Origin of the sequence: Micromonospora sp. NPDC048909 (assembly GCF_040649635.1) — a bacterium.
Taxonomy (GTDB): domain Bacteria; phylum Actinomycetota; class Actinomycetes; order Mycobacteriales; family Micromonosporaceae; genus Micromonospora.
Genome location: NZ_JBEZFU010000002.1, coordinates 234,540 through 246,171, shown reverse-complemented (window position 1 = coordinate 246,171; position 11,632 = coordinate 234,540). Strand labels below are relative to the sequence as shown.

General features: G+C 76.0%; 11 protein-coding genes and 1 pseudogene. 7 read left to right on the top strand and 5 right to left on the bottom strand.

The features are described 5' to 3' along the window. The first annotated feature begins 14 nt into the window (after positions 1-14). Positions 15-272, top strand: coding sequence for a DUF3040 domain-containing protein (locus AB0C04_RS07355; protein WP_350874167.1), 258 nt, complete (start codon positions 15-17; stop codon positions 270-272). Between the two features lie 24 nt (positions 273-296). Here the strand turns inward: AB0C04_RS07355 and AB0C04_RS07350 are convergent, their stop codons facing one another. Both AB0C04_RS07350 and AB0C04_RS07345 read right to left on the bottom strand, forming a co-directional pair. Further along, the gene (locus AB0C04_RS07350) at positions 297-1,232 is read right to left on the bottom strand and encodes an SWIM zinc finger family protein (protein ID WP_357049760.1); all 936 of its coding nucleotides are present in this window, start codon (positions 1,230-1,232) and stop codon (positions 297-299) included. After that, positions 1,229-4,516: a DEAD/DEAH box helicase gene (locus AB0C04_RS07345; RefSeq protein WP_357049757.1), complete on the bottom strand. Its 3,288-nt coding sequence runs from the start codon at positions 4,514-4,516 to the stop codon at positions 1,229-1,231. Before AB0C04_RS07345 ends, AB0C04_RS07350 begins: the two co-directional genes overlap by 4 nt. Before the next feature lie 62 nt (positions 4,517-4,578). Between AB0C04_RS07345 and AB0C04_RS07340 the strand changes: the two genes are divergently transcribed. Then, entirely contained in the window at positions 4,579-5,445 is an 867-nt protein-coding gene (locus AB0C04_RS07340) for a carbohydrate kinase family protein (RefSeq protein WP_357049753.1), read from the top strand. Between the two features lie 76 nt (positions 5,446-5,521). On the opposite strand, the pseudogene AB0C04_RS07335 reads toward AB0C04_RS07340, so the two are convergent. Continuing rightward, positions 5,522-5,668: pseudogene (locus AB0C04_RS07335) on the bottom strand (mini-circle protein); the annotation flags it as partial. An 84-nt stretch (positions 5,669-5,752) separates the two neighbouring features. Between AB0C04_RS07335 and AB0C04_RS07330 the strand changes: the two are divergent. Then, complete coding sequence (locus AB0C04_RS07330; protein WP_357049750.1) at positions 5,753-5,959, top strand: hypothetical protein; 207 nt, start codon at positions 5,753-5,755, stop codon at positions 5,957-5,959. A 25-nt stretch (positions 5,960-5,984) separates the two neighbouring features. Here the strand turns inward: AB0C04_RS07330 and AB0C04_RS07325 are convergent, their stop codons facing one another. Beyond that, positions 5,985-7,127: a polysaccharide pyruvyl transferase family protein gene (locus tag AB0C04_RS07325; RefSeq protein ID WP_357049747.1), complete on the bottom strand. Its 1,143-nt coding sequence runs from the start codon at positions 7,125-7,127 to the stop codon at positions 5,985-5,987. 68 nt (positions 7,128-7,195) lie between these two features. Beyond that, positions 7,196-7,708, bottom strand: a complete 513-nt coding sequence (locus tag AB0C04_RS07320) for a GNAT family N-acetyltransferase (RefSeq protein ID WP_357049744.1) — start codon at positions 7,706-7,708, stop codon at positions 7,196-7,198. Positions 7,709-7,841: 133 nt separating this feature from the next. On the opposite strand from AB0C04_RS07320, the gene AB0C04_RS07315 reads away from it, so the two are divergent. The 4 genes from AB0C04_RS07315 (at position 7,842) to AB0C04_RS07300 (ending at position 11,613) form a co-directional block, all read left to right on the top strand. Further along, positions 7,842-9,035 carry a glycosyltransferase gene (locus tag AB0C04_RS07315; protein ID WP_357049741.1) on the top strand — a complete coding sequence of 398 codons (1,194 nt, stop codon included), beginning with the start codon at positions 7,842-7,844 and terminating at the stop codon, positions 9,033-9,035. Positions 9,036-9,071: 36 nt separating this feature from the next. Further along, positions 9,072-9,695: a Pr6Pr family membrane protein gene (locus AB0C04_RS07310; RefSeq protein WP_357049738.1), complete on the top strand. Its 624-nt coding sequence runs from the start codon at positions 9,072-9,074 to the stop codon at positions 9,693-9,695. Between the two features lie 87 nt (positions 9,696-9,782). Then, the gene (locus tag AB0C04_RS07305) at positions 9,783-10,718 is read left to right on the top strand and encodes a phosphotransferase (protein WP_357049736.1); all 936 of its coding nucleotides are present in this window, start codon (positions 9,783-9,785) and stop codon (positions 10,716-10,718) included. A 151-nt stretch (positions 10,719-10,869) separates the two neighbouring features. Next, positions 10,870-11,613, top strand: a complete 744-nt coding sequence (locus tag AB0C04_RS07300; protein ID WP_357049733.1) for an SDR family oxidoreductase — start codon at positions 10,870-10,872, stop codon at positions 11,611-11,613. The last annotated feature ends 19 nt before the right edge of the window (positions 11,614-11,632 follow it).

Genomic DNA, 11,632 nt, shown 5'->3' with positions numbered 1-11,632 from the left:
GGGAAGGCACCGCCATGCTCAGCAAAGAGGATCAGCGCAGGTTCGAACAGATCACCCGCCAGCTCCGGGAGAGTGACCCGGCGTTCTTCGCCCGGTTGGACAACCGGGCCAAGGGTCGCCGTGGCCGCTACCTGCTGCTGCTGACCATCGTGCTGTGGGCCTCGTTGCCGGCGATGACCGTGCTGGCAGGGCGGCTGGCCGGCGCGATCTGCGCCGTGGTGCTGGTGGCCAACGCGGTGCTCATGTGGCGCTTCCGTCGGCGCTGGCTATGACCGCCCGGGCTGGTCGGCGCGGCTTCACCGGCCGAACGCCTGATACGCCCGGCGTAGCCGCTCCACCAGCCCGGGCCCGCCGATGGCGGGAGCCGGTGGGCCGAGCTGCCGCAACAGCAGGTCCGGTCCGGTGGCCAGGCTGGGTGGCCGGTCCGGCAACGGCACCGGCGGCAGCCAGAACCGGTCCGCCGCGTCGGCCAGTGGCGCCGACGGCAGGCCGGCCAGCGCCCGGGCGGCTCCCGCCGGCGCGGCCTCGACGGGCTCGGCGACGACCGGCACCGGCGCACCGTCCTGCTCGGACGGTGCCGGGGCGCCGGTGGCCGCGGCCCGCAGGGCACGGAGCCGGTCGAGCAGTTCGACCCGGCCCCGCCCGCGCCAGTGCAACAGCTCGAACGGGTCGGCGTCGAACGCCTCGGCGAGCAGGTAGAAGGTGGCCGCCAGGTGTTTGCACGGCACGGCGAAGTCCGGGCAGTCGCACCGCTGGGCCAGCTCGTCGACCCCGGCCGGAAAGAGCGGTGCGCCCGCCGCGGCGAACAGCTCCTCCAGCTCGGCCGGCAGGTCACCGGCGAGCAGCCGGGCGCTGAAGAAGGCCTGGCCGGCCAGCTCGGCCTCGATCCGGTCCCAGAACTCGGCCGGGAACGCGGAAAGTCCGATGTGGACGGCGTAAGGTCGCGGTCGGGAACCCTGCACGACCGCGGTCACCGCACCCGGGGCGATGTCGAGGCTGACCACCTGGCCGGCGCGCGCGTACGACCGGCCGCGGGTGAGCCGGGTGCCGAGCGCGAACGACTCCAGCACCTCCAGGAAGCGCCGCGACCACCAGGACCGGCCGATCGCGCCCCGGGTACTGCGCGCCTTCAGCCCGCCGTCCACCCGGCGGGGCCGGCCGTAGTCGGCGAACCGGCCGCTGGACGTCCCGTCTGCGCCGCCGCTGCTCGGCCCGGTGGCTCGCTCGTTCACTCGACCACCGCCCCGGACTCCAGCGCGAAGAGCTCGCGCAACTGCCCGGTGGAGAGCTCGGTGACCCACTGCTCGCCGCTGCCCACCACCCGGGACGCGAGGTTGCGCTTGTCGGCGATCAGCGCGGCCACCTTCTCCTCCACCGTGCCGGCGCAGACGAACTTGCGGACCTGCACCCGCCGGCGCTGCCCGATCCGGAACGCCCGGTCGGTGGCCTGGTCCTCGACGGCGGGGTTCCACCACCGGTCGACGTGCACCACGTGGTTGGCCGCGGTGAGGGTGAGCCCGGTGCCGCCGGCCTTCAGCGAGAGGACGAAGATCGCCGGGCCGTCCGGGGACTGGAACCGGGTCACCATGGCGTCCCGGTCGGCCTTGCCGACGCCGCCGTGCAGGAACAGCACCTCCCGGCCGAACCGGGCGGAGAGGTGCCCGCGCAGCATCCCGCCGAACTCCGCGTACTGGGTGAAGAGCAGCGCCTTCTCCCCCGCGGCGAGCACCTCGTCCAGGATCTCCTCCAGCCGGGCCAGCTTGCCGGAGCGACCGTCCAGCGCGGAGCCGTCGCGCAGCAGCTGGGCGGGGTGGTTGCAGATCTGCTTGAGCCGGGTCATGGTGGCCAGCACCAGCCCGCGCCGCTCGATGCCGTCACTGGACTCGATCTTCGCCAGCATGTCGTCGACGACCGCCCGGTAGAGCGACGCCTGCTCCGCGGTGAGGTTGCAGACCACCTCCATCTCCAGCTTCTCCGGCAGGTCGGAGATGATCGACGAGTCGGTCTTGAGCCGGCGCAGCACGAACGGGCCGGTGATCCGGCGCAGCCGTTCGGCGACCTCGGCGTCACCGTGCCGCTCGATCGGCTCGGCGAACCGCTTCTTGAAGGTCGCCGCCGGGCCGAGCAGGCCGGGGTTGGCGAACTGCATGATCGACCAGAGGTCGGCGAGCCGGTTCTCCACCGGCGTGCCGGTGACCGCCACCCGCTGCCGGGCCGGCAGCGCACGCACCGCCTCGGCCTGCCGGGTCGAGGCGTTCTTGATCGCCTGCGCCTCGTCCACCACCACCCGGTGCCAGTCGACGCCGGCCAGCGCGACCGCGTCGCGGGCCGCCACCGAGTAGGTGGTGAGGACCAGGTCCGCGCCGTGCACGGCCGCGGTGAACTCCGCGCCCCGGGCCCGTTCGGCGCCGTGGTGCACGTGTACGCGCAGCTCCGGCGTGAACCGGGCCGCCTCCCGCTGCCAGTTGCCGACCAGCGACATCGGGCAGACCAGCAGGGTCGGCCCGGCCTCGGGCGGGTCCCCGGCGAGCAGCGCGAGCAGCTGCACCGTCTTGCCCAGCCCCATGTCGTCGGCGAGCACCCCACCGAGCCCGAGCGACTGGAGGAAGGCCAGCCAGGCCAACCCCCGCCGCTGGTACGGGCGCAGCGTGCCGCGGAACGTCGGGGGCGGATCGAGCGGGGTGAGCCGCCGCTCCACCGCCCCGGCGAGCAGGTCACCGAGCGTGCCGTCGGCGGTCACCTCCAGCACCGGCAGCGCCGCGCCGTCGTCGCTGTCGGTGAGCCCGAGCCGGAGCAGGTCGGCGACGGTCAGCTCGCCGGCGGAGCGGAGCAGCCGCAGCCCGGCGGCGAGCCGCTTCGGGTCCAGCTCGACCCAGCGCCCGCGCAGCCGCACCAGCGGGGTCTTCAACTCGGCCAGCGAGGCCAACTCGTCGGCGGAGAGCGGCTGGTCGCCGAGCGCCAGCTCCCAGCGATAGTCGACCAGCGCGTCCAGGCCCACCCCGGGACCCGCTGCGGCGACGGTGCCGGGGGCGGTCCTGCTGCGCGCCCGCAACCGCGCGCCGAGCCGGGACGACGGGCGCTGCCACCAGGACGGCAGCAGCACGCCGAAGCCGGCGGCGTGCAGCACGGGCGCTCCCTCGCGGAGGAACCGGTGCGCGCCCTCGACGTCCAGCTCCAGCGCCTCGGGGGCGGCGGTGCGCAGCGCTGGGTCGAGGTCCGGCCAGAGCCGACTGGCCCGGCCCAGCTCGGCGAGGAGCGTCTCCTGCGCGCTGGTCGTCGGGCCGGCCAGCGAGGCCACCGTCGCCGGCTCCCGCCACACCCGCCCGGCGTCGACGTGCAGGCTCGGTTCGTCGGCGGCCTGGAGCCCGAACTCCAGCCGCCACCCGTCGAGCGTCGCGTCCGCCCCCGGGTGTTCGGGGCGGCCGGCGCCGGAGTCCGGGCCGGCCGAGGTTCGCGGGTCGCCGTTCGCGGCGGCCCCGCCGGTGCCGGCCGGGCCGCCGACGGTCACCACCACCGGTTCGGTGATCTCGGCGGCGGGTTCGACCAGCCGGAAGCTGGCCCGGACCGCGCCTCCGGCCGCGTCCCGCTGCCAGGCCTCCAGCTCCGCGCGGAGGGTGGCCAGCGCGGCCGGGTCGGCGGTGAAGTCCCGGTGCGGCCCGGCGAGGGCGGCCAGCCAGGCGGGCACCGCGCCGTTGGGCCGTACCCCGCGGGCCAGCGGGGTCTGCGCGAGGGCGGCCCGGGCGGCGGCGTCGGTCAGCGCGTCCAACGCGTCGGCGATCAGCTCGCCGACGGCGATCGTCGGCTCGGCGGCACGGGCGGCCGGCGGCACGGCGAGCGCGAGGGACCGCGCCCAGGCGGCGTCCGTGCCGGTGAGCAGGGGCCGCCACACCGCCCGCGCCGGCACGCCGTCGTCCGACGGGGAGGCCCACCGGGCCGCCCCGTCGGCGACGAGGTGCCCGTCGGAGTCGGGCCCGACGTCAGGGCCGACCGCGGAATCGGCGACGGCGGGCGCGGCTGACCCGGCGGTGCGCGTCGGGAGAGGGTCGGCGAGACCGGGCAGGATCCGGCCTCGGGTGACCAGGTCGGCCGCGAACTCGGCCAGTTCGGCGAGGTGGCGCAGGGTCGCCCCGGGCGCGGCCGGCAGCTCGACCAGCGCGCGCAGTAGCGCCAGCGCGGCGTCCGGGGCGTACCGCAGCACCGGAACCCGCCACCCGGCGAGGGTGACCCGCCCGCGGGGCGGGGTGGCCACGGCGGTCCGGACCAGCTCCGGCGAGTCGGCCGGCGAGCCGGCCCGGGTCGGCAGGGTGAGTAGCGCGGTGCCGAGCCCGGTCGGCTCGGCGGCCTCGGCGAGCGCGGCGGCCAGGGTGGGGTGGTCGGCGGCGAACGGGTGCGGACGCTCCCGCGGCGCCCGGCCGGGGCGTCGCGGCGCCTGCGCGGGCAGCGTGCTCTCCTCGGCCCAGACGGCGAGCTCGGCCTCGGCCGGGCCGGGTCGCCACAACCCGTGGATGACCAGCACGCACTCCCCCTTACGACGCCCGGGCCCAGGATAGGCGGCGCCGGCCGGCTACCGTCGGCGCCATGTTCGACCTCCTCGTCGTCGGCGGGCTCGGGGTGGATGTGCGGGTCCGGGTGCCCGCGCTGCCGCTGCCGGCCGCCGACTCCCTCACCGTCGACCCGGTCGAGCTGCGGATCGGCAACACCGGCGCCGGGGTGGCGCTCGCCGCGCACGCGCTCGGGCTGCGGGTGGCCCTGGTCGACGTGCTCGGCGCGGATCCGGCCGGCGACGTGGTCCGGACGGCGCTGGCCCGCACCGGGGTGCATCCGGTGCTGCTGGCGGCCCCGGCCGGCACCCGCCGCTCGGTGAACCTGGTCGACCCGGCCGGACGGCGGATGTCGCTCTACGACCCTCGCCCCTGGCAGGGCCCGCCGCCGCTGACCGGCGCCGAGCTGGCCGCGCTGGTCCGGGACGCGCGGCACGTACACCTGTCGATCATGGATTGGGCGACCGGCCTGCTGCCCGACCTGCGGACCGCACGCGGGGTCGGCGTCAGCACCGACCTGCACGACTGGGACGGCGAGAACCCCTACCACCGGCCGTTCGCCGAGGTGGCCGACCTGGTCTTCGTCAGCGGGGTCCGGCTCGGCGCGCGGGCCGCGGCGGTCGCCGCCGGCCTGGCGCCGCGCACCGTCGTGGTGACCCGGGGCGCCGACGGCGCCGAGCTGCACCTCGGCGGCGGCGGCCCGACGCCGGTGCCGGCCGCCGTGCCGCCCGCGCCGGTGGTGGACACCAACGGCGCCGGGGACGCGTTCGCGGCCGGCCTGATCGCCGCCCGGCTGGACGGCGCGGCGCTCACCGACGCCGCGGCGTACGCCGCCCGGGTGGCCGCGGCAGCCTGTACGCACGACGGGATGGAGTATCCGCCCGGGCTGCTCCCCGCCGGCTGAGCCGACCGGCGCTCAGATCGCGCCGGTCTGCCCGTCGGTCAGCTCCCGCAGGATGTCGGCGTGACCGGCGTGCCGGGCGGGTCGCGTCGGCGTCGGAGAGGCCGCGCAGCTTGCGCAGCAGCACGCCCCGGTGGAAGTCGAGGAAGGATTCGAGCACGGCCCGCTCGTCGCCGGTGCGCGCCAGCACGGGCCCGAGCGTGGGATCGATCGTCGTCTCCGCCATGACCGGACGTTACCCGCGCACGCCCGCCGGGCGCTGCCCCGCTAACCGCTGCGAGGGGCCCGCCGGGAAGGGCAGGATGGTCCCATGGCCTCAACGGTAGAGATCCCGCTGGTGGGTGGCGTGGCCGACGGGCAGAGCGTCACCGTCGAGCTGGACAGCAACGGCCGCCCACCGCTGACCCACCATCACCTCGGCCCCGGCGGGCTGGCCGAGGCGGAGATCTACGAGCTGGAGGCCGCCGTCGACGGGGCCCAGGACTGGCGCTACTGCTGGCGCGGCCCGGCGGTCTGAGCCGGCGCGGGTGAGCCGGGTCGGTTCAGGCGCGGGTGAGCCGGCGGCTACGCAGGCTCTCCAGCACCCCCCGGGTGACCTCGGAGGTGCCGCGGGCCTGGTCGCACACCTCGGCGACCCGGCGGGCGGTGGCCTCGGCGCGCGCCTCGCGCTCGTCCCAGAGCCGGTCGACCTCGGCGAGCAGCGGGCCCTCCACCTCCCGCTCGACCCCGCGCAGCGCCGGCACGCCGAGCCGTTGGGCCAGGTCGAAGACCTTCCCGGCGTACGGCAGCGGGAGGAACGGCGTACCCACCATCGCGGCGAAGATCAGGAAGTGCAGCCGCATGCCGACGGCCAGGTCGAAGTGGCGCATCAGGCCCAGCACCTGCTGCGGCGAGTACTTGCCGTGCAGGATGCGGCCGCGCTCGGCGGCGATCATGTGCGACAGCACGCCGTGCGAGTGCCGGATGTCGTCGCGCTCCATGGGCACGAAGAGCACGTACGCGTCGATCCGGTGCACCAGGAAGTCGCCGATCTGGGCCAGCAGGCGGTGGTAGCCGTCCACGTCGAGCCGCTCGGCGGCGCGCCCCGGCTCCCGCACGCTCATTCCGACCAGCCGCCGCCCGGCCGGGACGCCCTCCTCGCGCAGCAGCTCGGCCGGGAAGTCCTCCGGTTCGAGCAGGAACGCCGGGTCGGCGGTGACCGTGATCGGGTTGATCAGTCCGGCCTCCTCCAGCACCATCCGGGACTCCTGGTCCCGGACGGTCACCTGGGTGGCCCCGCCGAGCGTCTCCCGGACCATGCCGGTGTCCACCCCGTCGCTGAGCGGCCCCACCCCCACCGCGTAGGTGATCAGCGGCAGGCCCCGCTCCTGGGCCACCCGGACCACCCGCAGGTAGCGGCGGGCCTCCCGGTCGTACAGGATGCCGCCGCCACCCAGGATCAGCAGGTCGAGCTGGGCCAGGACCAACGCGGAGTCGGTCCGGCTGACGCCCTCCCAGGGCACCGCCTCCACGTCCGGATGGGCGATCCGGGTGTGCGCGGGGTCCCGGGAGAAGACGATGATCCGGGCGTTGGGCTCCTGCTGGCGCAGGTCGGTCAGCAGGCCGGTGAGGATCGCCTCGTCACCGAGGTTGCGACCGCCGTACGAGCCCAGCACACCGATGGTCAGTCCGGCCCCATGCGTCATCCGTCGCTCCTCCCGGGTGCGTCGGGGCCCGGGTTCCCGCTGGATTGGCGAACAGTCCTCCGCGCAGGTCAGCCCGGGGCGACGGGGCCGGCGGAGACCGGCTTGGCCATCTGCTGGGCGGTGACCCGGAAGCCGAGGCTCTGGTAGAGCCCGATGGCGACGGTGTTCGAGCCGAACACGTTCAGCCCCAGCTCGGCCACGCCGAGCCGGGCGAGTTCGGCCTCGATGAGCTGGATCATCCACCGGGCGTGGCCACGGCCCCGATGTGCCTCGTGCACCTCGATGTTGTGGATCCAGGCCCGTCCGGAGCCGGGCGGCGCGTCGGACGCCCCGGCGGCGCCGGGCAGGGTCACCCAGATCCAACCGACCTCGACGTCACCCACCCGGGCCACCCGCAGCAGCACCCCGGGGGTGGCCGCACCGTCCGGCAGCAGGTCCCGCATCTGGGCCGCCGCGCGGGCCTGCGCGTCGGCCGGGCTCATCGCCCGGTGCCGGGACAGCTCCTCGGCGTACGAGCGTTCCAGCGCGCCGGTCAGCCGCGCCAACTCGTCGGCCGTCATCGGGGTCAGCATCAGCTCCATCGGCGTACCACCCTCTCCTCAAGCGCCCAGCGGGTAGTGCAGCAGAGCGACCCGGAACGCGCCACCCGGTAACCGCTGCGGTACGGCCGATCGGGGGGCGGCCAGAAGAGTGCAGGCTGACGATGATGGCGGGGTGAGGATCGCGCACGTCAGCGACAGTCACCTCGCCAACATCGAGGGGGTGGCCACCTCGGTGGGCGCCACGGTCGCGTTGCTGCGCGCCGCCGGGCACCAGGTCGCCCTGCACTGCCCCGGCCCGCTGTCCCGGCGGCGGCGCCACCCCGACGAACTGCCCTCGGTGCCGGTGCCCACCCGGCCGTACCGGCTGGCGCTGCCCCGGCTGCCGGACGCGCCGGTGGACGTGGTGCACGTGCACACCACCGGCCCGGTCGGCGTGGCCGGGCTGCGGTTCGCCGCCGCCCGGGGCCTGCCGGTCGTGTTCACCTGGCACACCGACCTGGTCGCGTACGCGGCGTACTACCCGGAGATACCGATCGGAGCCGGGTACGCCGGCCTGCGGCTGGGGCTGCGCTGGCGGGCCCGGGACCTGTGGGCGCTGGCCCGTCCCGGGCCGGGCCGGCAGGCCCGGCTCGCCGAACTCGGGCGGTGCCTGCTGGCGCACACCACCGTGCTGCTCGCCCCCTCGGCGAAGACCGCGGCGGCGATGGCGCCGATGGCCGGTCCGACCCGCATCGTGGTGCTGCCCACCCCGATCCCCGCGCCGGCCGACGACGCCGACGACCGGCGGCGGCTGCGGGCCCGACTGCGTGTTCCCGCCGACGCGCCGGTGCTGCTCGCCGTGGGCCGGACCACGCCGGAGAAGAGTCCGCGTCTGCTGCTCGCCGCGTTCGCCCGGGTGCGGCGCGAACTGCCGGACGCCCGGCTGGTGCTGCTCGGCGTGCGGCGCCACCGGCCGGCGGTGCGCCGGGCCGCCCGCCGGCTCGGCGTCGCCGACGCGCTGCACCTGCTGCCCCCGGTGCCGCGCGAGCAGGTCGGCGCCCACTACCGCGCCGCCGACCTGCTCGCCTTCACCTCCACCACGGACACCCAGGGGCTGGTGCTCGGTGAGGCCGAGGCCCACGGGTTGCCGGTGGCCATGGTGGACGCCGGGCTCGCCACACGCCCCGGCACCGGCACCACCCGCCCGGTGGCCGCCGGCACACCGGAGGCGTTCGGGGCGCTGCTCAGCCGGCTGCTCACCGATGTCGAGCTGCGGCAGCGGGTGGTTGCCGAGGGGCGGGACAGCTGCGCCGCGTGGACCGGTCAGCGCTACCTGGCCGAGCTGACGGCGATCTACTCCACGGTCGCCGGCGCAGCACGCTCGTAGTCGCATCGGTCGATGCGCCGGTGGTAGCGTCCGCGCGTGTCCGGCCGGGTCCTGCGGGGAAGCATCGTGGTGGTGCTCGCGGTCGGGCTGGCCCTCGCCTTCGTCGCCGCCCGCGAGGAGCCGGTGGAGCTGCTCTGTTACTTCACCATCCAGGTGGACCTGGCCTACCTCGCCGTGCTGCTGCTCGGCGGCGGCGACCGGTTGCGCACCGCGCTCACCGTCTATCTGCTCGTCACCGCCCTGGTCTTCGTCCTGGTGCTGGCGAACCCGTGGAGCGGCTACGCCATGGTGGCGACGGCCGACGCCCGGGGGACGGTCTCCGACGCGGGCAACCTGCTGCTGCACGCGGTGGCGCCACCGCTGGCCGCCGCCGACTGGCTCACCCGCCGTCCCCGGCGGCCGCCGACCGCGGCGTACGCGGTCGGCCTGCTCGGATATCCGCTGGTCTGGCTCACCCTGGTCCTGGTCCGGGGCGCGGCGTTCAGCCGGGCCGACGACCGCTACCTCTATCCCTTCCTCGACGTGCCCCGGCTCGGCTACCCGACGATCGCGGTCAACGCGCTGGTCTTCGCGGTGCTGGTGCTGCTTCTCGGCCTCGGCGCGGTCCAACTGTCGCGCCGCCGACCGGACCCGCTGCCCGGCGGGTCACCCGCCACCTGAAGCGGCCACCGGCGGGGTCCGGGACGGCGGCCAGTCAACGCGCTAATCAGGTTGCCCGGCGGGACGCCCGTCGCGCACCGTGGGCGGATGACGGCTGCGAACAGGGCCCGGCTCGGCTGGTCCGAGCTGCCCGAGCACGTCCGGGCGGCGGTGCAGGAGATCCTCGGTGACCGGGTGGTCGAGGCGGTCTCCCAGCCCGGTGGCTACTCCCCCGGCTCCGCCGACCGGGTCCGCACCGCGACCGGCCGGCGGGCCTTCGTCAAGGCGGTCAACCCGGCGCGCAACCCGGACAGTCCCCGGCTGCACCGCACCGAGGCCCAGGTGGCGGCCGTGCTGCCGGCGTCCGCGCCGACGCCCCGGTTGCTCGGCTGCCACGACGACGGCGACTGGGTGGCCCTGGTCTTCACCGATGTGGACGGTCGACACCCGGCCACCCCGTGGCGGACCGACGAGTTGACCGCCGTGCTCGCCGCGCTGGCGGCGATGGCGGTGGCGCTCACCCCGGCCCCGGTGCCGCAGGTGCCGACCGCCGCCGAGCGGCTGGCGCACGACTTCGGCGGCTGGCACCGGATCGCCGCCGACCCGCCCGCGACCCTCGACCCGTGGGCCCGCGCGCACCTGGACGAGCTGCGCGCCGCCGCCGACCGGGGCCTCGCCGCGCTGACCGGTGACACGCTCTGCCACCTCGACATCCGGTCGGACAACCTGCTCGTGGACGCGGCCGGTGCGGTCACCGTGGTCGACTGGCCGTGGGCCTGCCGCGGGCCGGCCTGGCTGGACACCGCGCTGCTGCTGGTCAACGTGCGGCTGCACGGTGGGCACGACACCGAGGCTCTGCTGCGCCGGCTGCCGCTCACCGCGGACGTCGACCCGGACGTGCTGACCGGCACGTACGCGGGCCTGGCCGGCTTCTTCACCGACGGGGCCCGGCGGCCCGCGCCGGCCAACATCCCCACGGTGCGCGCGTTCCAGCAGGCCCAGGGCGACGCCCTGCTGCCCTGGCTGGCCGCCCGCCTCTCCTGACCGCCCCGGGGTCCGCCGCCCCGGGCCCGCGCGGTCATGGCGCCCGGCCGGCGCGGTCAGATGAAGGCGGGAATCGGACCTGGTGGTGGCCGGCGAACGAGACGTCCGATCATCGCCAGACCTACCGCGCCCGCGCTTCCATGATCGTCACATGACGACGAAACTCGACGGAAAAGTCGCCCTGGTCACCGGTGGTGCCCGGGGCATCGGGGCGGGCATCGCGCTGCGGCTGGCACAGGACGGTGCCGACGTGGCGCTCACCTACCGGCAGAGCGCGGACCAGGCCGCGGTAGTGGTGAAGCGGATCGAGGCGCTGGGCCGGCGTGCGCTCGCCCTGCCGGCGGACAGCGCCGACCCGGCGGCGGTCCGGGACGCGGTGGACCGGACGGCGGCCGAGCTGGGCCGGCTCGACATCCTGGTGAACAACGCCGCGGTGTTCCTGGTCGGCGGCGTCGCCGAGCTGGGCGCGGACGAGCTGGAGCAGACGCTCGCGGTGAACGTGCGGGCGCCGTACCTCGCCGCGCAGGCGGCGGCGCGGCACCTGGCCGACGGCGGGCGGATCATCAGCATCGGCAGCAACGTCGGCGAGCGGGCGGTCTTTCCCGGGCTGGCGCTCTACTCCATGAGCAAGACCGCGCTGACCGGGTTGACCCGCGGCCTGGCCCGGGAGCTGGGGCCGCGCGGAATCACGGTCAACCTGGTCAACCCCGGACCGACCGACACCGACGCCAACCCGGCCGACGGCCCGAACGCTGCGGCGATCGCCGGCTTCACCGCCCTGGGCCGCTACGCTCGCCCCGCTGACATCGCGGCCACCGTCGCGCACCTGGCCGCACCCGAGGCCGGCTACGTCACCGGCGCGGTGGTCAACGTGGACGGCGGCTTCACCAGTTGACCGAGAGCCGGACGCGGCG

What these genes read in the sequence shown, in the direction of transcription:
- AB0C04_RS07320 (WP_357049744.1), bottom strand. Translation starts at nt 7,708, where the DNA reads ATGGAGCTGATGCTGACCCCGATGACGGCCGACGAGTTGGCGCGGCTG.
- AB0C04_RS07305 (WP_357049736.1), top strand. Translation starts at nt 9,783, where the DNA reads ATGACGGCTGCGAACAGGGCCCGGCTCGGCTGGTCCGAGCTGCCCGAG.
- AB0C04_RS07355 (WP_350874167.1), top strand. Translation starts at nt 15, where the DNA reads ATGCTCAGCAAAGAGGATCAGCGCAGGTTCGAACAGATCACCCGCCAG.
- AB0C04_RS07340 (WP_357049753.1), top strand. Translation starts at nt 4,579, where the DNA reads ATGTTCGACCTCCTCGTCGTCGGCGGGCTCGGGGTGGATGTGCGGGTC.
- AB0C04_RS07325 (WP_357049747.1), bottom strand. Translation starts at nt 7,127, where the DNA reads ATGACGCATGGGGCCGGACTGACCATCGGTGTGCTGGGCTCGTACGGC.
- AB0C04_RS07330 (WP_357049750.1), top strand. Translation starts at nt 5,753, where the DNA reads ATGGCCTCAACGGTAGAGATCCCGCTGGTGGGTGGCGTGGCCGACGGG.
- AB0C04_RS07300 (WP_357049733.1), top strand. Translation starts at nt 10,870, where the DNA reads ATGACGACGAAACTCGACGGAAAAGTCGCCCTGGTCACCGGTGGTGCC.